Origin of the sequence: Nocardia sp. NPDC023733, assembly GCF_040639775.1 — a bacterium.
GTDB lineage: Bacteria > Actinomycetota > Actinomycetes > Mycobacteriales > Mycobacteriaceae > Nocardia > Nocardia rosealba.
Map to the genome: position 1 here is coordinate 73,698 of NZ_JBFAAN010000001.1, position 21,312 is coordinate 95,009.

18 protein-coding genes are annotated in these 21,312 nt (G+C 70.0%); 11 read left to right on the forward strand and 7 right to left on the reverse strand.

From position 1 onward, the window contains the following. The first annotated feature begins 49 nt into the window (after positions 1–49). From AB0F86_RS00315 to AB0F86_RS00325, 3 genes are all read left to right on the forward strand, one after another. Complete coding sequence (locus tag AB0F86_RS00315) at positions 50–1,234, forward strand: ATP-binding protein (RefSeq protein WP_356986372.1); 1,185 nt, start codon at positions 50–52, stop codon at positions 1,232–1,234. 18 nt (positions 1,235–1,252) lie between these two features. Beyond that, a complete protein-coding gene (locus tag AB0F86_RS00320) occupies positions 1,253–1,597 on the forward strand; it encodes a hypothetical protein (protein ID WP_356986370.1) in 345 nt (114 codons plus the stop codon). A gap of 65 nt (positions 1,598–1,662) precedes the next feature. After that, on the forward strand, positions 1,663–2,181 hold the full coding sequence (locus AB0F86_RS00325) for a GNAT family N-acetyltransferase (RefSeq protein WP_356986368.1): 519 nt from the start codon (positions 1,663–1,665) through the stop codon (positions 2,179–2,181). Here the strand turns inward: AB0F86_RS00325 and AB0F86_RS00330 are convergent. Beyond that, positions 2,174–2,824 (reverse strand): amino acid-binding protein, encoded by a 651-nt coding sequence (locus AB0F86_RS00330; RefSeq protein WP_181698526.1) that lies wholly within the window; start codon positions 2,822–2,824, stop codon positions 2,174–2,176. The two genes, AB0F86_RS00325 and AB0F86_RS00330, sit on opposite strands and share 8 nt — an antisense overlap. Positions 2,825–3,038: 214 nt before the next feature. Between AB0F86_RS00330 and gatC the strand changes: the two genes are divergently transcribed. Beyond that, the gene (gatC, locus tag AB0F86_RS00335) at positions 3,039–3,335 is read left to right on the forward strand and encodes an Asp-tRNA(Asn)/Glu-tRNA(Gln) amidotransferase subunit GatC (RefSeq protein WP_067493225.1); all 297 of its coding nucleotides are present in this window, start codon (positions 3,039–3,041) and stop codon (positions 3,333–3,335) included. Beyond that, the gene (gatA, locus tag AB0F86_RS00340) at positions 3,332–4,819 is read left to right on the forward strand and encodes an Asp-tRNA(Asn)/Glu-tRNA(Gln) amidotransferase subunit GatA (RefSeq protein WP_067493227.1); all 1,488 of its coding nucleotides are present in this window, start codon (positions 3,332–3,334) and stop codon (positions 4,817–4,819) included. The genes gatC and gatA overlap by 4 nt, the downstream gene beginning before the upstream one ends. A gap of 127 nt (positions 4,820–4,946) precedes the next feature. Here the strand turns inward: gatA and AB0F86_RS00345 are convergent, their stop codons facing one another. Both AB0F86_RS00345 and AB0F86_RS00350 read right to left on the reverse strand, forming a co-directional pair. Beyond that, positions 4,947–5,378 carry an SRPBCC domain-containing protein gene (locus AB0F86_RS00345; RefSeq protein ID WP_356986366.1) on the reverse strand — a complete coding sequence of 144 codons (432 nt, stop codon included), beginning with the start codon at positions 5,376–5,378 and terminating at the stop codon, positions 4,947–4,949. Between the two features lie 40 nt (positions 5,379–5,418). Beyond that, the gene (locus AB0F86_RS00350; RefSeq protein ID WP_356986365.1) at positions 5,419–6,171 is read right to left on the reverse strand and encodes a hypothetical protein; all 753 of its coding nucleotides are present in this window, start codon (positions 6,169–6,171) and stop codon (positions 5,419–5,421) included. A gap of 166 nt (positions 6,172–6,337) precedes the next feature. On the opposite strand from AB0F86_RS00350, the gene AB0F86_RS00355 reads away from it, so the two are divergent. Both AB0F86_RS00355 and AB0F86_RS00360 read left to right on the forward strand, forming a co-directional pair. Next, complete coding sequence (locus AB0F86_RS00355) at positions 6,338–7,501, forward strand: histidine kinase (RefSeq protein WP_356986363.1); 1,164 nt, start codon at positions 6,338–6,340, stop codon at positions 7,499–7,501. A gap of 9 nt (positions 7,502–7,510) precedes the next feature. Next, positions 7,511–8,176, forward strand: a complete 666-nt coding sequence (locus tag AB0F86_RS00360) for a response regulator transcription factor (RefSeq protein WP_067493235.1) — start codon at positions 7,511–7,513, stop codon at positions 8,174–8,176. Positions 8,177–8,186: 10 nt separating this feature from the next. Here AB0F86_RS00360 and AB0F86_RS00365 read toward each other — a convergent pair whose 3' ends face one another. Next, positions 8,187–9,083 carry a hypothetical protein gene (locus tag AB0F86_RS00365; RefSeq protein ID WP_225279115.1) on the reverse strand — a complete coding sequence of 299 codons (897 nt, stop codon included), beginning with the start codon at positions 9,081–9,083 and terminating at the stop codon, positions 8,187–8,189. Positions 9,084–9,242: 159 nt separating this feature from the next. Between AB0F86_RS00365 and AB0F86_RS00370 the strand changes: the two genes are divergently transcribed. Continuing rightward, positions 9,243–12,158 (forward strand): protein kinase, encoded by a 2,916-nt coding sequence (locus AB0F86_RS00370; protein ID WP_356986361.1) that lies wholly within the window; start codon positions 9,243–9,245, stop codon positions 12,156–12,158. Between the two features lie 2 nt (positions 12,159–12,160). Here AB0F86_RS00370 and AB0F86_RS00375 read toward each other — a convergent pair whose 3' ends face one another. Genes AB0F86_RS00375 through AB0F86_RS00385 form a run of 3 tightly spaced genes read right to left on the reverse strand, consistent with a single transcriptional unit; the run spans position 12,161 to position 15,726 of the window. After that, complete coding sequence (locus AB0F86_RS00375) at positions 12,161–14,650, reverse strand: FtsX-like permease family protein (protein WP_356986359.1); 2,490 nt, start codon at positions 14,648–14,650, stop codon at positions 12,161–12,163. Continuing rightward, a complete protein-coding gene (locus AB0F86_RS00380) occupies positions 14,647–15,369 on the reverse strand; it encodes an ABC transporter ATP-binding protein (protein ID WP_356986357.1) in 723 nt (240 codons plus the stop codon). Before AB0F86_RS00380 ends, AB0F86_RS00375 begins: the two co-directional genes overlap by 4 nt. A gap of 33 nt (positions 15,370–15,402) precedes the next feature. Continuing rightward, on the reverse strand, positions 15,403–15,726 hold the full coding sequence (locus AB0F86_RS00385; protein WP_356986355.1) for a hypothetical protein: 324 nt from the start codon (positions 15,724–15,726) through the stop codon (positions 15,403–15,405). Between the two features lie 156 nt (positions 15,727–15,882). Here AB0F86_RS00385 and AB0F86_RS00390 point away from each other — a divergent pair, with 156 nt between their 5' ends. Genes AB0F86_RS00390 through AB0F86_RS00400 form a run of 3 tightly spaced genes read left to right on the forward strand, consistent with a single transcriptional unit; the run spans position 15,883 to position 21,312 of the window. Beyond that, positions 15,883–17,181 (forward strand): histidine kinase, encoded by a 1,299-nt coding sequence (locus AB0F86_RS00390; protein WP_356986353.1) that lies wholly within the window; start codon positions 15,883–15,885, stop codon positions 17,179–17,181. After that, positions 17,178–17,867 carry a response regulator transcription factor gene (locus tag AB0F86_RS00395; protein WP_174550293.1) on the forward strand — a complete coding sequence of 230 codons (690 nt, stop codon included), beginning with the start codon at positions 17,178–17,180 and terminating at the stop codon, positions 17,865–17,867. Before AB0F86_RS00390 ends, AB0F86_RS00395 begins: the two co-directional genes overlap by 4 nt. A gap of 43 nt (positions 17,868–17,910) precedes the next feature. Next, entirely contained in the window at positions 17,911–21,312 is a 3,402-nt protein-coding gene (locus AB0F86_RS00400; RefSeq protein WP_356986351.1) for a protein kinase, read from the forward strand.

Here is a 21,312-nt window from a genome sequence, read left to right on the forward strand (position 1 = left end):
GGCCAAAAGTCACGGAGAGGCGGAAGAGCACTTGTTGCGGAGTTTTCAGGTGGCCAATCATGGGTCTTTGGCCGAGGCGCAGCAATTGCGGCTGACCAAGGGGGCCGGTGGACCGCTCGCGGTGCCGGTGACGGCGGTGTACGGCGTCGCGGCGTCGGGCAAGACCAGTGTGGTCGACGCGCTCGCGCAGATGCGTGATGCCGTGTTGAATTCGGTGAACGGCTGGGATCCGTACGCGGGTCCGGTACGTCGACCGCATCTCGGATTCGCCGACCGGCCGACCGAATTCGTGACCGGTTTCGTGGCGGAGGGTGTGCCGTATACCTACGGCTTCCGCCTCGACAGCGCCGATGTGATCGCCGAGTGGCTCTACACCCATCCTCGTTCGCGGAAGCGAATCGTGTTCGAGCGCAACGGGGATCAGGTCAAGATCGGTCCGATGTTCGAGGCGGCCCGGTACGGGGTGACGGCACTGGTGCCGTTGCTGCGGCCGAACGCGTTGCTGCTGAGCCTGGCCGGTCAGCTGTACGCGGAGGCCCTGGTACCCGCCTACCGTTGGTTCGCGGCGAATCTGCAAGTGCAGCAGGGTGATATCGGTGTGGAGGCGCTGGCGTACGACCTCGGCAGCCACATCTCCCGTTCGCCCGACAACGCCGCGCGCCTGCTGATGCTGTTGCGCACAGCCGATCTGGGCATCGAGGATCTGCTGATCGCCGAGCACGACCCGATGTACGCCGACTACCTGCGCGACATGGACGCCGGAATCGCCTCGCTCACAGCGCAACTGGACCAGGGCGGCGCCGATGCGGTGCTGGTGGAACGGGAGCTGAGCACGCTGCGTGCCGCCCGCGACACCCTGTACCGCCGCATGGTCGACCGGCGCGGCCCCGGCCTGAGCCTGGTGCACGAAGGCATCGACATCGCGTTCGACCTGGCCGACGAATCGACCGCGACCCGCGCGCTGCTGCGGGTGCTGCCCGCCATGCTCGAGGCGCTCGACACCGGCGGTGTCCTCGCCGTCGACGATCTCGGTGCGGGCCTGCCGGTGGAGGAGACCGACCGCCTGGTGCAGCTGTTCCAGAACCCGGAGACCAACGCCCGCGGCGCCCAGCTGATCTACACCACCGCGAATCGCGCGCTCATCGACCGCAACAACGGCCGTTCCCAGCGCACCAGGACGGCGGTGTGGCAGGTGCGGCGGACGCAAGGCGTCAGCGAACTCGTCGGTCTGTAGTCGGCCTACCATGGGGTCATGCTCGAAGTGGTGATGGCGGCGGCCATGGTGACGATGCTCGTGGTCATGATCGGCGCCCTTCTGAGCAGGCGTGGCGGCGGTGGGGGAGTTCAGCTCGAGCACGGATCGCTGTCGGTGACCGGGGTGAGCCCGTTGCCCGCCATGACCGGCGAGCACTATGTGACCATCACCGGAACCATCACGGGCCCGTCGGTGCTCGCGAAGGTCGTGTACGGGCGGTTCGCGTGGGACGCGGCGCAGTGGCCGTCGATCGGCGACCAGCTCGACGTGGTCTACTCACCGCGCAATCCCGACCGCTGGTCCGCGCAGCATCCGGGACTGCGCCCGTATCTCGGTAGCTGAGACGGTCCCGGTAGCCGGGACGGGTGCGTCGAAGCTCACAGCCGCCCGGGTGCGATCATGCGGGAATGCACGGCAACAACCACGCAACAGTGAGCGGTCCGCAGATCCGGACCGCGCAGCCCGACGAATACGACGCCATCTCCGCCCTGACCGTCGACGTGTACGTCGGCGACGGGTATGTGCCCGCCGACAACGACTACACGCGGGAACTGGGTGACGCGGCGCACCGGGCCGCGCACGCACAGGTGCTCGTAGCCCTGCACGAAGGGCAGGTCGTCGGTTCGCTCACCATCGCCGAACCCGGCAGTCCCTACGCCGAGATCGCCCGACCCGGCGAACTCGAGTTCCGGATGCTTGCGGTGTCGAAGCGGGCACGTGGCCTCGGGGTGGGAACGGCGTTGGTGCGCACCGTGATCGAAGAGGCGAAGGCGGGCGGCTACGAGGCGGTGGCGCTGACGACCATGTCCACCATGGTCGACGCGCATCGCATCTACGAGCGTCTGGGCTTCGTCGCTGTGCCCGAACGTAATTGGAGCACCGAGGACGGATTGCCCCTGTTCGTGATGCGGTTGGCGCTCAGTTGAGCACGGTCGCCACGATGCCCGCGAGGTAGCCGAGCCGCGCGACCTCGGACGGGCGGAAATCGGGGCCGCCCGGGCGGCCGAGCAGCAGTGCCTTACCGGACCCGCCGAGCGGTGCGGCCGCGAGCTTGGTGTCCATGTCGCGCCAGATCTGTGGCACCCATTCGGCTTCGCCGTCGAGCCCCATCGGCTTCTCGATGGGCATCCACGGAGCCGAACCCGCTTGTGTCTCAGGGGCGCTCGGGCTGCCGACCACCCGGTAGGCGCCCGAGGGGCCGAGCGCGATGATGGTCGACCAGCCCGCACGTAATACCCGTGGCACCCCGTCGACGAGGACCTGCATGCGGTCGTCGCGCGCGCCGGCGACCTGATCGATCAGCTCGAGTTCGCGGTGGGTGTCGAGGACGCCGGAGTACGGGCGGATGGAGTCGACACTCACATCGCGCACGGATTCCGCGGCGGTGATGAGGGTGTCGGGCAGTGCGCCGGTGGGCACTTCGACGACCAGATCGTCGATGGCGAATCCCGCGCCGCGCTCGACGACGTCGAGCGAGAGGATGTCCGCGCCCACTCCGCCGAGTGCCAATGCGAGGGAACCGAGGCTTCCCGGTCGATCCGGAAGTTGCACGCGGAGCAGGTATGACACGTGCGTTCCTTTCCTTGACGGCCGAGGCTGTTCGAGACGAATACCCGGTGAAGCAATACTTACACCCCCAACCGGGGGATCTCGACTCGAGTATGACCCCATCGCGGCGAGGAGGGCGAACTTTCGTGCGAGGCGGGTGCGTCCGGGGCTGTTCGCCCACCTCGTTAGGCTGTACCGGAAGTTCTTCCCACCCGAAGCCGAAAGGGGTCCCGCGGTGCCCGCAATCTCCCGCGACGAGGTCGCTCACCTCGCCCGGCTGTCCCGGCTGGCGTTGACCGACGCCGAACTCGACCAGTTCGCCGGTCAGCTCGATTCGATCCTCAGCCATGTCAGGACCATCTCCGAGGTCGCCGCCGACGTCCCCGCCACCGCATCGCCGAACCCGACGACCAATGTGACCAGGCCCGATGTGGTCGTGCCCGGTCTCACCCCCGAGCAGGCGCTGGACCAGGCGCCCGCCGTGGAAGAACAGCGTTTCCTGGTCCCGCAGATTCTGGGAGAGGGCGAATGAGCGAGTTGACCACGCTGTCGGCGGCCGAGCTGGCGAGCAAGATCCACGGCGGCGAGGTGTCCTCCACCGAGGTGACTCAGGCGCACCTGGACCGCATCGGCAAGGTCGACGGCGAGCTCAACGCCTTCCTGCACGTCGCGAGCGAGCAGGCGCTGGCCGCGGCCGCCGTGGTCGACGCCGCGATCGCCGCGGGGGAGCAGCCCGCCTCGCCGCTGGCGGGAGTTCCGTTGGCGCTCAAGGACGTTTTCACCACCACCGATATGCCGACCACGTGTGCGTCGAAGGTGCTCGAGGGGTGGATGTCGCCCTATGACGCCACCGTCACCACCCGGTTGCGCGCCGCAGGCATCCCGATTCTCGGCAAGACCAACATGGACGAGTTCGCCATGGGCTCGTCCACCGAGAACTCCGCGTACGGCCCCACCCGCAACCCGTGGGACACCACCCGCATCCCGGGCGGTTCCGGCGGTGGTTCGGCGGCCGCGCTGGCCTCGTTCCAGGCGCCGTTGGCCATCGGCACCGATACCGGTGGGTCGATCCGTCAGCCCGCCGCGGTCACCGCGACCGTCGGCGTCAAGCCCACGTACGGCACCGTGTCGCGGTACGGCCTCGTCGCGTGCGCGTCGTCGCTCGACCAGGGTGGCCCGTGCGGTCGCACCGTGCTCGACACCGCGCTGCTGCACGAGGTGATCGCCGGGCACGACCCGCGCGACTCCACCTCGCGCAAGGTCCCGGTCGCCCCCGTGGTCGAGGCCGCGCGCCAAGGCGCCAACGGTGACCTGACCGGTGTGCGGGTCGGTGTGGTGCGCGAATTGCACTCCGACAGTTACCAACCCGGTGTGATCGCCTCCTTCGACGCCGCCGTCGCGGTGCTGAAGGAGCTCGGCGCCGAGGTGATCGAGGTGTCGTGCCCGAGCTTCGAGTACGCGCTGTCCTCGTACTACCTGGTGATGCCGTCGGAGGTGTCGTCGAACCTGGCGCGCTTCGATGCCATGCGCTACGGCCTGCGCGTCGGTGACGACGGCAGCCACAGCGCCGACCAGGTGATGTCGCTGACCCGTGAGGCCGGTTTCGGCCCGGAGGTCAAGCGCCGCATCATCATCGGCACCTACGCGCTGTCGGCCGGCTACTACGACGCCTACTACGGCCAGGCTCTGAAGGTGCGCACCATGATCGCGCGCGACTTCGACGCCGCCTACGAGCAGGTCGACGTGCTCGTCTCGCCGACGAGCCCGTTCACCCCGTGGAAGCTGGGCGAGAAGGTCGGCGACCCGCTCGCCATGTACCTGTCGGACCTGTGCACCCTGCCGACCAACCTCGCCGGGCACCCCGGTATGTCGGTGCCGTCGGGGCTCTCGGCCGACGACAACCTGCCGGTGGGTCTGCAGATCATGGCGCCCGCCCTGGCCGACGACCGGCTGTACCGGGTCGGTGCGGCCTACGAGGCGGCCCGTGGCCCGCTGCCCACCCCGGGCGCGGTCTGAGAGTTCGTACCGAGCGGGGCTCGTCGAGGATGAGAATCCTTGACGGGCCCCGCTTTTCGTAGACGAGGACAGCGAGGTCGATTCGCGGCAGGGCGGTCATCGCGCCGAATCCCGCGCGCGGGCGACGTTACGAGACGGCGCGAGCGGCGACCCCGGCCGTCATGGCGTTGAACCCGGCCCGCAGGTGCTTGCCGAGCGCCAGGGTGACCACGGGGCTGAGCCAGCCGGCAAGCGTGAAGCGCGATTCGTAGCGGCAGCGGTCCTCGCCGAGCGGGACCACGGTGTGCGAGCGCAGGCTGTGCAGCGCGCCCAGCGGCACCGGCTTCATCGTGTAGCTGAACTCGACGCCCGGCGTGTGGGTGCGGATCCACTCGCGCTGGGCGCGCTTGTTGCCGCCGAGATTCACCATCATGTCGATCGGCTCGCCGGGCACCAGGGTGCTCGCGGCCTCGTAGCAGAAGGTATTCCACTCGCCGTAGTGTGCGAAATCGGTGAGCACCTGCCAGACTTTCGCGGCGGGGGCATCGATCTCGACCGTCTCGTCGATCACCAGAGTCATGCGTGAAAGCTAGAACAAGTTCTAGAAATCGGCAATGCGCTCAGATCGCGCGGCGACGTTTGCGCAGCGCGTCGATGATCACCGCGCAGGCCGCTGTCACCGCGAACAACCCCAGCACCGTGCGCGCCAGCGGCCACAGGTTGGGCCGGTCGGCGGGGTCGGTCTCGGCGAAGACGTTCTCCACCACCGGTGCGGCGTAGTCCTGCCTGCGCGAGTTCACGTCGACGGCGGTGAAGGCGATATCGGCCATCACCCCGCAGCGCGCGCGAGAGAACTCGTCGTCGCGCAGCTCACAGGCGGCGTGGATGCGCCGGTTCAGCGCCGCGTCCACCGAGCGCCGTGCCCACGGGCCGAGCGGCTCGTCGACCCGTTCGGCGTAGCGCAGCATGTCGTAGCCCAGGTCGTGGGCCTTGCAGGCGGCCTCGAACTCGCCCGGCAACGTCACCGGAGAGGAGCACCCGCCGTTCGGGTTCACCAACATGCCGTCCTGCTCGGCCGGGTCGTACCCGAACTTGAAACCGAAATCGCGGGGGATCAGCGCTGGCACGTCCGGGTCGTCGTCGGTGAGGGAGCGCACCACGGCGGTTGCGGCCGCGTTCTCGACCCCGCTGCCCGGGGTGGTGCCCATCGCACCCGGCGCCGACATGACGACCGCGGAGGCCATCGCGAGCCCGGCGGTGCACAGCGCGATGCCGCTGCGGCGGCGATGGGGAGTGGTGGTGTCGGCGGGCGACGCGGAACCTGTGGCACGGGCACGGCGAGCGGCGGGTGCCGGGCGAAGCGGGGTTTTCATGGCCTCCGACAGTAAGGAGCGGGTCGTACGGCGGGCATCCCGCTGTGGACCGGTTTCACGAGGCGCGCGGGTGGTGTCCCGGCGCCGGGGTCACACCAGGGTAGGGGGTCGCAGTTGGTTCGTGGGTATGAGGTGGGTCGGCAGCCTGTTTCCTAGGCTCAGGACCATGACCGGACAACTGCGTACCACCGTGCGCCGGATCGACGCGACCACCTGGTTCGACCTGGCAACCGTGCTGGTAGCGCTCATTCTGTACAGCATCGCGTGGCCCACGCTGTTCGTCACCCATCAGGTGCCCGCCGCTGTCGCACCGCTGATCTCGGGGCTCGCGGTGTTCCCGCTCCTGCTCGTCCGGCTCAATCCCGCCCTCGGCTGGGCCGTCTCCGCGGGGTCGGCGCTGCTCATCTCGCTGGTGATCTCGCCGACCGCCGACAGCGACCTGCCGTTCCAGGTGGTGCATGTCATCGTGCTGTTCGTCCTGCTGTTCGCGGTGGCGTTGCGCGCGCCGCTGCCCGTGGTCGTCGTCGCGTGGGCCGGGCAATCGATGCTGTTCGCCACGACCATGCCCGGTTCGGCCGACGGTCCGCTGTGGGGGTGGCCGGTCGGGTTCGGTGCGCTCGCGCTGCTCGGCTACCTGCTGCAGACCCTCGGCGCCTCGCGGGCCAAACTCGAGGAACAGGCCGAGGTGACCGAGATGGAACGCGCGCGCCGGGCCATCCTCGAGGAGAAGGCACGCATCGCCCGCGACCTGCACGATGTGGTGGCCCACCACATGTCGATGGTGGTGGTGCAGGCTCAGACCGCGCCCTACCGGATCACCGATCTGCACCCGGCCGCCGCGGCGGAATTCGAATCCATCGGCGCCACCGCGCGCACCGCGCTCAACGAGATCCGTGGCATGCTCGGGGTGCTGCGCAGCGACGGGCAGCTGCCCGAACACGCACCGCAGCCGCGCGCCGCCGACGTACCCGCGCTGTGCGAGTCGGCCGCGCGTGCCGGTCTGCCCGTGGAGTGGACCGTCGACGGTGACCTGTCGGCGGTGCCCGAGACCACCGGGCTGGTCGTGTACCGCGTTGTCCAGGAGTCGATGGCCAACTGCGCGCGGCACGCACCCGGTGCGCCCGTGCGCGTCGCGATCGGCGTGCGGCCCGGGCTGGTGACGGTGACCGTCCACAACGACCCCGCCACCGGTGTGGCGAGCAAGAGCACCGGCGGTGGGCACGGCATCGACGGCATGCGTACCAGGGTGGCGGCGGTCGGCGGGCAGCTGCTCGCCGGACCCACGGCGACCGGCGGATTCGAGGTCTCGGTGACACTGCCGACCCCGTAAGGTGGTCGCGTGGCTATTACCGTCTTGATCGCCGACGACCAGGCGATGGTCCGGCAGGGCTTCGGCGCCCTGCTCGGCGCCCAACCCGACATCAGCGTCGTCGGTGACGCCCCCGACGGCAAAGTGGCGGTCGCCGAAGCCAAACGACTTCGCCCCGACGTGGTGCTGATGGATGTGCGCATGCCCGAGATGAACGGGCTCGACGCCGCCCGCGCCATCCTCGCGGCCGGTTTCGACCCGCCCGTGCGGGTCCTCATGCTCACGACCTTCGACATCGACGACTACGTGTACGAGGCACTGAGCCTGGGCGCCAGCGGATTCCTGCTCAAGGATGCGCCCGCTGAGGAACTGGTGCGCGCGGTGCGGGTGGTCGCCGACGGACAAGCCCTGCTCGCACCGACGATCACCCGCCGCTTGATCGCGGACGTGACCCGGCGGCGCAACACCGTGCGCACCGCACCCTCGCCCGCCCTGTCGACGCTGACGCCGCGCGAACGCGAAGTGCTCGAACTGGTGGCCAAGGGCCTGTCCAACACCGAGATCGCGAGCGAACTGTTCGTGGCCGAGCAGACCGTGAAAACGCATGTGTCCAAAGTCTTTTCCAAGCTCGGCCTGCGCGACCGGGCTCAAGCGGTCGTCCTCGCCTATGAATCCGGTCTGGTCGTTCCCGGCTGAGCGGGCCCGCTCAGCGCGGGCACACTCCGCCCCGCAGGTCGGGCAGATGGCGTGCCAGCAGCAGCGCCATCCGGTCGAGCAGGGCGGTGGTGTCCTCGAAGGTACCCGAATCCGCCTGTGCGGCAAGGGCGATCGCCAGCTGGCCGCTGCCGACGGGGATCAGCCCGAACTGGCGGACCGTGTACATGCCGGTGTCGTCGTCGGGGCCCCAGCCGCCCTTGAACTCCGCGTGGTCGAGCAGGCCGAGACCCCAGCCCTGCTCGGGGGTGATCTCGCCCATCAACCGCATCACGACCTCGGTGTCGGGCAGGCACGGCAGCTTGGAGGCGAATCGCACCTGGTTGGCCAGCGACCATTCGGTGACACCGAAGGCCGTGTAGTCGAGTTCGGTGCGCATCTCCGGCTTGTCGGCGTTCACCTCACCGGCCTCGTCGAGCACCTGCTGCACCGCCTCGGCGGCCGCCGTGCCGTCGCCGAGGGACTGCCACAGGCCGTAGGCGGCGTCGTTGTCCGACACCGTGATCGCGGCCTGCACCATCTCGAAGATGGACTGGTCGTGGTCGTGGCGCAGGGCGGCGACGGCGAGCGGGACCTTGATGGTGGACCAGGCGATGCCGGTGGTCCAGTCGCCGTAGATCGTCATCCGTCCGCCGCCGACCGGCATCAACGCCATTCCCACCTGGCCGGGCAGGGTCGCCTGCAGCTGGGTGAATTCGGCGGCGAGCGAGTCGGGCAGGATCACCGACTGGCCGGGACGCCAGGCCTCGCCCTCGTCGCGCTGGACCGTCGGTGCCGTTGCGGCGGTCGGGGTGCCGGGCACCGCGCACGAGGCGGACAGCGCCGCCGACACCAACAGCACACCGGACACGAGACCGCGACAGGCAGCCTTCACAGTAGAGCTAGCCACCTGAAAACCCTCCCCACCACCGGTTGCGCGGGGCGCTGTGCTCCGGCGGTGCAAACTACTCGTCTAGCGCGCCCGGACGATCTCGGGCGTATGCCAGTAAGTTTCGCATATGCCGGAGCGGTCGCGCTGTCCGGCGACGGGCGCTGAAAGGGGGTCGTGGTGCACGAGATCGGTGATGTGTTCGCCGGGTTCACCATCGAACGGATGCTCGGCCAGGGCGGTATGGGGACGGTGTATCTGGCGCGGCACCCGCGCCTGGACCGGTTGACCGCGTTGAAGCTGCTCAACCGGGATCTGTTCGCGGACGCGCGGATTCGGGCCAGGTTCGAGCGCGAAGCGGATCTGGCCGCGGCGCTGGATCATCCCGGCATCGTCACCGTGTTCGATCGGGGCGCCGAAGACGAACAGCTGTGGATCAGCATGCAGTATGTCGACGGGATCGACGCGGCCACCGTCGATCCACGCACCCTGCCACCGCAGCGCGCGGTACAGATCATCGAAGGTGTCGCCGACGCACTGGATTACGCACACGGACACGGTGTGCTGCACCGGGACGTGAAACCGGCCAACATCCTGCTTGCACGATCCGGCGGTGGGCAGGGGGAGCGGGTGTTCCTCACCGACTTCGGCATCGCCCGCCTGCGCGCCGACTCCACCCACCTCACCCAGCAGGGCATGTTCACCGCCACCCTGGCCTACGCCTCGCCGGAACAGATGACCGGCGCCGAACTCGACCACCGCTCCGACCAGTACTCCCTGGCATGCACCCTGTACTGGCTGTTCACCGGGTTGGCGCCCTTCGACTCGCCCGACCCCAACGAGATCATCCGGGGCACTCTCTACGCACCCCCACCCCCGCTCGCCCTGCGCCGCACGGGTCTACCGCCCGCCATGGACGCGGTTCTCGCCGCCGCCATGGCCAAACATCCCGCGGCCCGGTACGAGTCGTGTACCGCGTTCGCCAAGGCGGCTCGCCGGGCGCTCACTTCGTCCAAGCCGCCCGTTCTTCCTGCCTCGTACCCGCCGCAATCCGTCCAGGGGCAGCCCACAGCTGTGTCCGCCCCGGGGTTCGCGCCGCCGTTACCCGCTGGGCCCCAACCGAATTGGCACCCGGCATCACCTCCGGTGGCCCCGGCCGGCCCGCCGGTCGGCCAGCCCTATGTCGGCCCGCCGGTTCAGCAGCCGGTGGTTCAACCGCCGGTGCCGCAGGGTCCGGCCCCGCAGCCGCTCCCGCAACAACCTGGGGCTGCTCAACCACCCGCACAGCCGCTCGCGCCCCAGCCGCCGGCTCAACCGCTCGCGCAGCCTCCGTCGTACCGGCCTGCGGCCCCACCGCCAGCTCCGCGGCCACCGGCTCAGTCAGCCGCGCAGCAGCCGCCGGCCGAACAGCTACCAGACCGGTCCGCGCACCAGCAGGCGGCGGCACCGGGTGGTTCGGTGGGCGGAGCAAAAGCCGTTGCGGCGGATGTTTCGTCGTCGGTCGGCAAGACAGTCGTGCCCGTCGGCACCGTCGCGGGGGACGTGTCGAGCACAGCTGCGACCGATGTCCTCGGTATGCCGAACAGAGACCGTTCGGACGTCCAGAATTCCTCGGCACGAACGGAAGTCACCGCTGTGCCTGGCATGGCAGCGCGTAGACAGGACAGCGCACCGGGAGCAGCCGGTGGTGCGCCGCACACGACGACCAGCGGTGCGGAAGCGGACTCGCCGGTCACCGACGCTGACGGAGAAAGTGCCGCCAGTTCGGCTGTGGAAGCTGCCGGGCCGGCGGCCCCGCGCGCAGAGACCGCCTGGGGAGATGGATCGGCGGCGAGCGCGCGGCCGACGTCGACCGGAAGTGGCACCCCAGCGGTCGGCAGCGCGGAAGTCGGGAACGCACGCACGCACGTCGATATGCCTCACGGTTCAGCGGTTTCGGGTGCGGGGGAACACAACGCCGATGCCGAGTCGGACACCGATGGCGGCGCTGAAGAACTGCCCGATCGGGGCGATTCCGTTGCGCCGGATCTGAAAGATGAGTCGGATCATGGTGCTTCCCCTGCCGACGACCCCGTAGCAGGTGCCGCTGCGGTGGACCGGCCGTTTGCCCTTGGCGGCGTGCCGGGGTCGGACGGTGGTGAGAACGTGGCGTCGCCCCTGGCTGCTGGGGAGGCGGCGCAGGGCGCAGAAGGCTCCGACGTCCCGGATTTCGGTGCGCACCGGGATGGTTCGGGTGGCGGTGAGCGCGGGCACGATGTCGGGGCGGTGCCTTCGCAGGCCGCGGCCACACCGGTCGCGTCTGCAGGGACGCCGACGCAACCGCCAGGGGGAGGGCCGGGAATGGGTGGTCCTGGGCGGCCTCCGCAAGGACGGCATCCTTGGCCGGTTCCCTATCGTCGGCAGTCGGCGGTGTCGCGGCCGGTGTCGGGGTTGCAGCGGCTCGGGTGGGTGGTGCTCGCGGCGCTGGTTGTCGTGTTGGTGACGGTGGTTCTGGCGCTGGTCGTGGTGGTTCTGCCGAATGGGGATGAGGACGAGGGGGCCATCGGTGGGGTGGTGACGGGGCCGTCGAGTGCCGTGGCGGAGGCGACCGATTCGTTCCTGGCGAGCAGGCGGGTGTTCCCGACGCTGGTTCCGCAGGGCGCGGGGATCGAGGGGCAGGGGTATCGCGGGGCGATTTGTGTCGGGGTTCGGCAGGTGAGCGAATTGGAGTGGAAAGAGCCTGCGCTGCAGTGGAACCCGATCAGTGCGGGGTGGCAGTGCGAGCGGGTGGACAACGGGCTCGGTGCGGTGAGCTATCTCGTCCTCGAATACGCGAACTCCGCGCAGGCCCGCTCCGCCATGGACGCATTCCCCGCTGCCGTCCGCTTCGGGGCGGAGAAGGACGGTGTGCCGGTGACGGTGCGGCGCTGGGTGGTTCCCGATCCGGCCACCAGCCGCGTCCAGACCGCGCACCAGGTGATCGGCTTCCCCGGCGACCCGGACCGCGACAACTATCTCGTCGTGGTGAGCCGCCGGGGCAGCAGCGGAACCGGCGGCGCACCGCGGCCCTCCGCCCAGGACGAGGTGATCGCCTGGTGGGCGGAGGTGCCGCTGTGACCTCAGTCGACGGCCAGCGCCGCGACGATCGGCATGCGCGACGCGCGCACCGCGGGCGGGATGGAGCCGAGTAGCGCCAGCCCCAGCGCGACGATGCCGTAGACGACGAGCAGCGGGCTCGGCGCGTAGGCGATGTCGATGGTCATGGCGTGCCCTATCGCCACGGTGCCCAGGTACTGGACCGCCGCACCGGTGACCATGCCGATCGCCGCACCGACGATCCCGATCCCCGCCGCCTCGGCGAGGACCGAGCGCAACAGGAACTTGCGATTGGTGCCCATGGCGCGCAGCACACCCAGCTCACGGCGCCGTTCGAGCACCGAAAGCATCAGCGTGTTCAGCAAGGCCACGGTGGCCACCAGCACCACGATCCACAGGATCATGGTGCTCATCGCCGCACCCTGCTCCACGCTCGAGGAGATGGCCGCGACCATCGCGGCACCGGTGTCGACGTGGATCGGCTCGGGCACCACGGCCCGCACCGCCGCCTGCACCGCCGCCGGATCGGCACCCGGTTCGAAGCGCACCGCGAGCACCGTCTCGCCGGGTCGCTGATACCACTCCCGCATCTGGTCCAGGCTCATCATCACCACCCCGGAGATGGCCGTGAAGTACGGGATCACCTGCAGCACAGTGGATGTGCGCTGACCGGACGGAGTGGGCATGGTGATCTGGTCGCCGACCTCGAGGTCGAGCGACCGGGCCACGTCGCGGGTGACGACCACGCCTTCGCCGCGCGCCATCCGGTCGATGACGGCCGGGTCGACGGCGCCGAGCCTGCTGTCCTCGACCCGCGGCGGGTAACCCTGCAGCATCACCCGCCCACTGCCGATGGTCGCGAACGCCATCTGCCCCGGGCTCACGTACTCGACTCCCGGCACGGCCGCGACCTTGTCCGACACGTCGGTGGGGAGCACGGGCCCCGTGGGGAACTGTTCGACCGGACTCGGACTCACGTACAGATCTGCTTCACCGAGACTCTGGAACGAGTCGGTCGCCGAATCGACCATGTTCTGCGACGCGCCACCGAGCGCGACGACCGCCGCCACTCCGATCGTCACCGTCATCGCCGTCGCCCACACGCGGCGCGGCGCACGTTCCAGCGTGGTCGCACCGAGCGCCCCGGGCGCACCGAACCAGCGGGCGATCGACCCGGCCGCCCGCACGATCGGCCCGGTCGCGGCGAAGCACAACACCACCGTCGCGGTGAACGACACGGTGATCGCCGCCAACGAGAGCCGGCCGAGGTCGATGTAGGCCAGCGCGACGGCCGCACCGATGAGACCGATACCGCCGACCAGCGCGGCCCACCGCAGCCCGCGCCCCGCGGCGGCGACATCGCCCGCCTCGACAGGGGCGAGCGCCTCGACCGGCGCGACCTGGTACACCTGCCTGGCCGCGATCGCCGCGGCCAGCACGGTCGCGACCACACACGCGGCGATCGCGACGGGTACCGCGTAGTTCGGGACGAGGAACTCGGTGCGCGCCTCCACCGACTGCACCATCGCGGCAGGCAACCGGTCGATGGAGAACCGGCCCATCACGGCACCGATCGCCGAACCGATCGCACCACCGACGAGCCCGAGCACGGCCGCCTCCACGAGCAGATCACGCACCATCGGCCCACGTTGGCCACCGATCGCACGGAGCAACGACAGCATCGGCCTGCGTTGTGCCACAGCCATACTCATCGCGTTGTAGATCAGGAACGCCGCGACGATCAGCGCCGCCGCCGAGGACATCAGCGTCGAGTACCGCATGATCTGGATGGCGCCACCCGCCTGCGCCGTCCGCAGACTGGGTTCGGCGACCACGGCCCGCCCGTCGACCGCCGCGGTGAGCGCCGCGCGCAGCTCGGCGATATCGGTGCCGGGCTTCGCCATGATCTGCACGGAGTCGAGCCTGCCGACCCGGTCGGTGAGGAACTGGGCCAGCGGCAGCGGCGCGGCGACGACGTGACCGCCGTTGAGACGATCGGTGGCCGCCTCGTCGAGCACGGCGGCGACCGTCGCGGTGCCGCCGCCGATCGGGATCGAGTCGCCCTCGCGGTAACCCGTCGCGGCACCGACCAATACGCCGCGCGGCGTGCTGACCAGCTTGGCGGTGTACTGCGACATCGGCCCGGTCAGATCGCTGCCGAGCGCGCTGATGTTCTGGTCGGCACCGATCAGCAGGGCCCGGTCGGGACCCGCGCCGAGCGTGCTGCGCAGCATAGGAGCCGCCGTCGCCACGCCGGGTGTGGCCGAAATAGCAGGCAGCAGGGACTGTTCGAAGCCCGCGTCGGTGATCCCGGTGATCTCGAGGACCGCGTTGCCCGCCAGCCCCTTGGTGAGCCGGTCGACCGACCCGGTCACCGATCCGGAGATGCTCAGCACCGCGACGAGCAGTGCCGCCGACACCGCCATCACCGCGGTCGACATGACGGTGCGACCGGGGTGCCGGATGAGGTCACCGATGTTGAACAGCCGCAACCGATCCAGCGCCGCGATCATGCGCGCACCCGCGCCGGCACCTGGTCGTCGGCGCCGATCTGGCCGTCGCGCAACGTGATCACGCGATCGCAGTAGGCCACCGCACCCATGTCGTGGGTGACCATCACCACCGAATTGCCCTGCGCGGTGATGTCGCCGAGCAGGCCGAGGATCGACTCACCGGTCTTGGAGTCCAGGTTGCCCGTCGGTTCGTCGGCCAGGATCAGCGGCGGGTCCATGATGAGCGCGCGCGCCACCGCCACCCGCTGCATCTGCCCGCCCGAGAGCTCGGCGGGCCGGTGCTGCGCGCGATCACCGAGCCCGACGAGGTCGAGCAGTTCCAGCGCGCGCGGCTTGGCCTTGCGTAATCCGGTGCCGTCCAGCAGTTTCGGCACGGCCACGTTCTCCCAGGCGGACAGCGTGGGCAGCAGGTTGAAGAACTGGAAGACGAAGCCGACCTGCTCGAGCCGGAAGGCGGCCTGCCGGTCTTCGTCGAGATCGCCGATCTCGGTGCCGCGGAAGCGAATCGAACCCTCGTCGGGCCGGTCGAGTGCGCCGAGCAGATGCAGGAGGGTGGACTTGCCCGAACCGGACGGACCGATGATCGAGGTGAACTGTCCGGTCTCGATGCGCAAGCTCACGTCGTCGAGCGCGCGGACCTGCTGGTCACCTACGCGATACCGCTTGACGACGCCGGTCAATTCCAGCATCGGAGGTCGCGGTGTGCCGTTATCGGTCATGTGTTGTCCCCCAAGGGTATTCGGGTGGCGGTCTCAGCGCGCCAGGGCGCGGTCGCGGGTAGTCTGCCCGATCGCGGTGTGCGCGTCGAGAAGAGCACGCAGCGCAGGCTGTTCGGCCGCGAGCTCGAGATAGGCCTCGACCAGGGTTTTGCCGTCGAACTCGGCCTGCTCGGCTTTGACGCGCAGGTGGTTGTCCCAGCGGTTCGCCAGCGCCCGGAGCAGGCCGTCGACGCCACCGAAGAGGTGGTCCAGATCCGGCAGACCGGCGAACAGGTGTGGATCGTTCGGGTCGGTCTGCGCCCTGGCGAGGACGGTGTGCACGATGTCGGTGCGTTGATGCAGCTCGGTCCAGGTCATGAACTTCACCTTCCGTGAGCGGGTGCAGCCAACGCTACGGAGCGCGACGCGGCGATTCGTCGTGCCGGAGACGCGACTTCTTCTCCTACCTAGGTAGGAGAGACGGACCGTTCCCGGGACGATGTCGCGGGCTGCGCAGGCGGCTAGCCTGACAGGATGGAGGTGATCGACACCGTCGCGGCACGGCGGCCGAGGCCGACGGCCCGGCTGCGCGCGGTGGCGCACCGGTTCACTGAGTCCGTGCGGACGCGGCTCGCCTCGCTGCCCTACGACTATCCGCCCGCCCTGATCGTGTCGGCCGACGTGGCATTGCTCGCGGTCACCGGCGCCGCGATCATCCAGCGCCACGAGTACTTCCCGACCGTGCTGCCGCTGCTCGCCATGTTCGCGGCATTCCTGCCGGTCCCGCTGTACGCACTGTTCGATATCAAGCCCTATCCGGTCCTGCTGAAGTCCAGTGGACTGCTGGCCTGTGCGCTGTTCCTGCTGCAACCCGTCCCCGCCGATTTCGCCCCCTTCGTCCTCGTCGTCGTCGCGGGCGAGGTGGCCGCGGTGACGACCCGGGGTATGACGCTCGGTTTCACCCTGCTCGCGATCGCCGAACTGATCGCCTTCGACCTGGCCGGACACCTGGAGTGGGGTGGCGAACGGCTGGAAGGCCTGCCGATGTACGTGCTCGGCATCGTGCTCGGCACCTTCGTCGGGATGATGCTGCAGTACCAGCGCCGGTTCCTGTACCAGGAACGCGAGAACCAGGCCATCCGCGCCGGTCAGGCCGCCGACGAGGAACGACGCAGAATCGCGCGCGAAGTCCACGATGTGATCGCGCATTCGCTCTCGATCACCCTGCTGCACCTCACCGCCGCCCGCCGCGCACTGCAAACCGACGAGGACGTCACCGAGGCGGTAGAGGCGCTCGTCGACGCGGAACGTCTCGGCCGCCAGGCCATGGCCGATATCCGTCGCACCGTCGGCATGCTCGACACCAGCCCCGCCCAGCCGAAGCCGGAACCCGGCGCCGCCGATATCGACGAACTGGTCGGCGACTTCCGGCGCGCGGGCCTCACCGTCGACTACCAGCGCACGGGCGACCTGGCGGTGGTCACCGGCGCGGTCGGCCACGCGCTGTACCGCATCGGCCAGGAATCGCTGGCCAATGTCGCCAAACACGCACCGGGTGCCGCGGCGACGGTGCGGCTCGACGTGACACCGGAACTCGCCGCCCTCGAGGTACGAAACGCCCTGCCTCTCGGCCCGCCACCACGTCTCGGCACCGGAATGGGCTTGCGCGGCATGCGCAAACGCACCGAACTGCTCGGCGGCACCATCAGGGCCGGAATCGACGACGACGGCTGGACCGTGCACGCCCAGTTCCCGCTGAAAGCGGGCTCCTGCGGAACACTGTCCACCATGCTGCCCGGTTTGCTCCGGCCGAAAACCCAGGAGGACCAGTGACGGCCGCCGCGCCGATCGACAACCCTGTCTCCGTGCTCGTCGTCGACGACCAGGAACTGGTGCGCGGCGGACTGCGCCGCATCCTGCGCCGTCGCGACGGGTTCGTGGTCAGCGAATGCGCCGACGGTGACGAGGTGGCGGCCGCCGTCGCCGCCGAACGGCCCGACGTGGTGCTGATGGACCTGCGCATGAAACGGGTCGGCGGCATCGATGCGACTCGTTTGCTGCGCGCGCGATCCGACGCGCCACCGGTCCTCGTCCTCACCACCTTCGACGACGACCAACTGCTGTCGGGCGCCCTGCGCGCGGGCGCGGCGGGGTTCCTGCTCAAGGACTCACCCGCCGAAGACCTCATCCGCGCCGTCCGCACCGTCGCGGCGGGCGGCGCCTGGCTCGATCCGTCGGTAACCGGTCGGGTGCTCACCGCCTACCGAACCGTGAAACACACCGGTACCCGCACCGACCGCCGCCTCGGCGACCTCACCGCCCGCGAGTACGAGGTGCTCGAACTGATCGGACGCGGCCGGGTCAACGGCGAGATCGCCACCGAACTCGGCATCTCGGAAGTAACTGTGAAAAGCCATGTCGGACACATATTCGGCAAGCTCGACCTGCGCGATCGCGCCGCCGCCATCGTGTTCGCGTTTGACCACGGCATAGTGACACCGGGAGAATCGTCGTTCTGAGACGCGGGTCCCACGGCCCGCAAGACGTGGGAGGCGGACGCCGGTGCAGGCACCTGGGTCACGAACGGGGAGCAGATTCGGCCCGTACGAGTTGCGGTCGATGCTGGGCAAAGGCGGCATGGGGGAGGTCTACGAGGCCTACGACACCGGCAAGGACCGAGTAGTCGCCCTGAAGTTGCTGGCCGCCGAACTCGCCCAGGACCCCGCCTACCAGGTCCGGTTCCGCCGCGAATCCCAGGCCGCGGCGAAACTCGCCGAACCGCACGTCATCCCGATCCACGACTGGGGTGTCATCGACGGGGTGCTGTTCATCGACATGCGGCTGGTGCCCGGCACCGACCTGCGGAGCGTGCTGCGCGCCGGGGGGCCGCTGCACCCGGAACGCGCGGTCGCCGTCGTCGAGCAGATCGCCGCCGCCCTCGACGCCGCACACGCGGGCGGGCTCGTGCACCGCGACGTGAAACCGGCCAACATCCTCGTCACCCCCGCCGACTTCGCCTACCTCGCCGACTTCGGCATCGCCCACACCGAGGGCGACAGCGCGCTCACCCAGGCCGGGATGGCCATGGGCTCCTACATCTACATGGCGCCCGAACGGTTCGACGCCGCCCCAATCTCGCACCGCGCCGACATCTACTCGCTGGCCTGCGTGCTGCACGAATGCCTCACCGGCGCATCCCCTTTCCCCAGCGCGAGCATGAGCGTGCTCATCCGCTCCCACCTGACCGAGGAACCGCCGCGGCCGAGCACCGTGATCGCCGGATTGCCCGTGGCATTCGACGACGTCATCGCCGTCGGCATGGCGAAGGATCCCGCCGAGCGGTACCCGAGCGCCGGTGCGCTGGCACTGGCCGCCAGGCAGGCCTTGGCCAGCGCACCCGGATCAGCGCCGATCGTCGGCCGCGGACCGGTCAATGCGCCCGGTCACGGCGTGCCCGCGGCGGCCGGATTCGGTAATGCCGCAGGCGGAATCATCGGTGGCGCCGCTGCGGCCGGGCACGGTGCCGGGTCGCGAGGCACCGATGCCGCCGCACGATCAGGCGCGGGCCGTGGCTCGAATGCGCCGCGCGAGCGGGACGACGAGGCGCAGGAGCAGCCCAAGCCGACGCCGACGGGGGAGTTCCGGGTGGTCGGCGCGGTGACCGCGACCGGCGGCATCGAGACCTCCCGCAGCCAGACCTCCGCGACCGGGGCCCAGCCGACTCTCATCATCCGCCCGCCCGAGGCACGCGCCGAAACCGCGGGCTTCCACCGGGTGCCCGTCGAAGGCAGCGGCGAGGTGTCCATTCCCGCCGTCATCCAGCCCACCGGCCCCACCGAAATCCATCCCGCCGACACCTATTTCGCGCCGCTCCCGGCCGACGACGCCACCCCCGAACCCGTCGTCCCCACACCGCCCCCGGCCTACACCCCCGACCAGGGCCTCCCACGGATGCGCCCGTTCCCCGACGCCCACCTCTACGGCGACAACCAAGCAGGCGAAGCCTCCTCGCCCGTCCCGCAGGCCGCGAGGGGCCCGCACCCCGGCGGTCCCGCGTACGGCGGTCAACCGGGCGAAACCTCCTCGCCTGTCCCGCTCCCCGGCGCCGCGAGGGGCTCCCATCCCGGCGGTCCAGCGTACGGTGGCGGTCGGCCGGGCGAGACTTCGTCGCCGGTCCCGCAACCCGGCGCTTCTCATTCCGGGTCTGCGTACGGCGGCGGTCGTCCCGGTGAAACCTCCTCGCCGGTCCCGCAATTCGGTGGTCCCGGCGACGCCCAGCGCGGCCCGCTGGTGCCGCCGCGCAGTGCACCGACCCAGCGCTACTCCGGGGAGTACCCGGTGCCGGGTGGGCAGCCGCCCGCTGCTTTCGGTTCCCGCCAGAGCCCGGGTGACCGTCCGGCTCCACCTGCCCGGCTGGTCTCCCCGCCGGTCCCGGGTGGCACCGGGCCGAACCCGCTCCCCGGCACCGAACTCCCCGATCGCAACCCTGGCTTCGGCTCTCCCGCAGCCCCTTTCGGTACCGAGGACGGCCCGGAACCCCGTCCGGGTCAGCCGTACGGGCCGCGACCGGGCGACAGTTCGAACGCGCCCGCGACCCAGAAGTTCGACGCGGATCGATTCGGCCCTGCCGCCGGGCAATTCGACGCGGATCGATTCGGCCCTGCCGCCGGGCAATTCGACGACGAGCGATTCCCGGGGCCCGATCACGCACCGGATTCTCGTTCCGGTGGCGCGGCCAATCCGTTCGGTCCGTATGCGGCGGAGGCGAGTTCGGCGCACGGTGGTGATCGGTTCGGTCCGGACAGTGGTGACCGGTTCTCGCCCGACGACGACCCGGCTTCGGGGGTGCCGCGGCGGCCGGACGCCTTCGGTCCGCCGACCGAGCAGTACGACCCACGGTCCGCCGACGACCAGCGAAAAGACCGGCCCGGGGACCGTCGTGACCCGGCCCAGTCGGGCAGCGGCAACCACTTCGCCCCGCCCACCGAAGTATTCGGTCCGGAGCATCGGCGGTCGGCGCCCACTGAGCACTACGGCCAGAACGATCAATTCAGCCCGCCTACCGAACAATTCGACCCGGCGGACATCGGTGACCAGCGGTCCGCGCAGACCCGGCACTACCCGGACGCCCAACGCTCCGCGCCCACCGAGCACTACCCCGGTGGCCCGGAGGCGCGCCGCTCTGCTCCGACCGAGCACTACGGGTTCGACAGCCCGGACCCACAGCGCTCTCAGCCGACCGAGCATTACGGCTTCGACGACCCGGATCCCCAGCGTTCCCAGCCCACCCACCAATACCGTGGTGGCGCAGCGCCCTTCGGTGCGCACAATGCCGTCGACCCGGCGAATCCGTACAACGAGCAGGCCGCCTACTCCCAGTACGACGACCAGCAGGCCTACGGCGACCACGCCTACCGCGACAACGACGGCCCCTACGGCCCCGAACCGGCTTATGTCCCGGAACCCACCTGGTCTCAACAGGACTCGAACCGTCGATCCATGCTGCTGCCGGTCCTCGTCGGCGTGCTCGCCGTCATCGTCGTCGCCATCGGCGGGGCGATCGGCTGGCGGCTGATGTCGGCCACCGACTCCAGTGACACCGCGGGCGCGCCGTCCACAGCACTGGTGCCCGCCGGACCCACCGGCACCACCGCGCCACGGGCGACCACCGCCGCACCGACCACCTCGGCCGGCCCGGTCACCTTGCCCGCGGGTGCGCAACCGTGCGAATCCGGCTCAGCCAGTGGCAGTTTCAGCAAGGCCGCGGTCGGCAACACCGTCACCAGCTGCCCGTTCGCACAGGCGGTCCGCGAGGCGTACGCGGGCGGCGGCAGCGCGAGCGGCGCCCGCGAGGTGGTGGCGACCAGCCCGGTGACCGGACGCACCTACACGATGACGTGCACGCCCGCGGGCAAGCTCGTCACCTGCACCGGTGGCGAGAACGCGGTCGTCTACGTGTACTGA

Excerpts from the sequence above, each read along its gene's own strand:
- AB0F86_RS00320 (WP_356986370.1), top strand. The coding sequence starts at position 1,253 with ATGCTCGAAGTGGTGATGGCGGCGGCCATGGTGACGATGCTCGTGGTC.
- AB0F86_RS00325 (WP_356986368.1), top strand. The coding sequence starts at position 1,663 with ATGCACGGCAACAACCACGCAACAGTGAGCGGTCCGCAGATCCGGACC.
- gatA (WP_067493227.1), top strand. The coding sequence starts at position 3,332 with ATGAGCGAGTTGACCACGCTGTCGGCGGCCGAGCTGGCGAGCAAGATC.
- AB0F86_RS00345 (WP_356986366.1), bottom strand. The coding sequence starts at position 5,378 with ATGACTCTGGTGATCGACGAGACGGTCGAGATCGATGCCCCCGCCGCG.
- AB0F86_RS00350 (WP_356986365.1), bottom strand. The coding sequence starts at position 6,171 with ATGAAAACCCCGCTTCGCCCGGCACCCGCCGCTCGCCGTGCCCGTGCC.
- AB0F86_RS00355 (WP_356986363.1), top strand. The coding sequence starts at position 6,338 with ATGACCGGACAACTGCGTACCACCGTGCGCCGGATCGACGCGACCACC.
- AB0F86_RS00375 (WP_356986359.1), bottom strand. The coding sequence starts at position 14,650 with ATGATCGCGGCGCTGGATCGGTTGCGGCTGTTCAACATCGGTGACCTC.
- AB0F86_RS00380 (WP_356986357.1), bottom strand. The coding sequence starts at position 15,369 with ATGACCGATAACGGCACACCGCGACCTCCGATGCTGGAATTGACCGGC.
- AB0F86_RS00385 (WP_356986355.1), bottom strand. The coding sequence starts at position 15,726 with ATGACCTGGACCGAGCTGCATCAACGCACCGACATCGTGCACACCGTC.
- AB0F86_RS00390 (WP_356986353.1), top strand. The coding sequence starts at position 15,883 with ATGGAGGTGATCGACACCGTCGCGGCACGGCGGCCGAGGCCGACGGCC.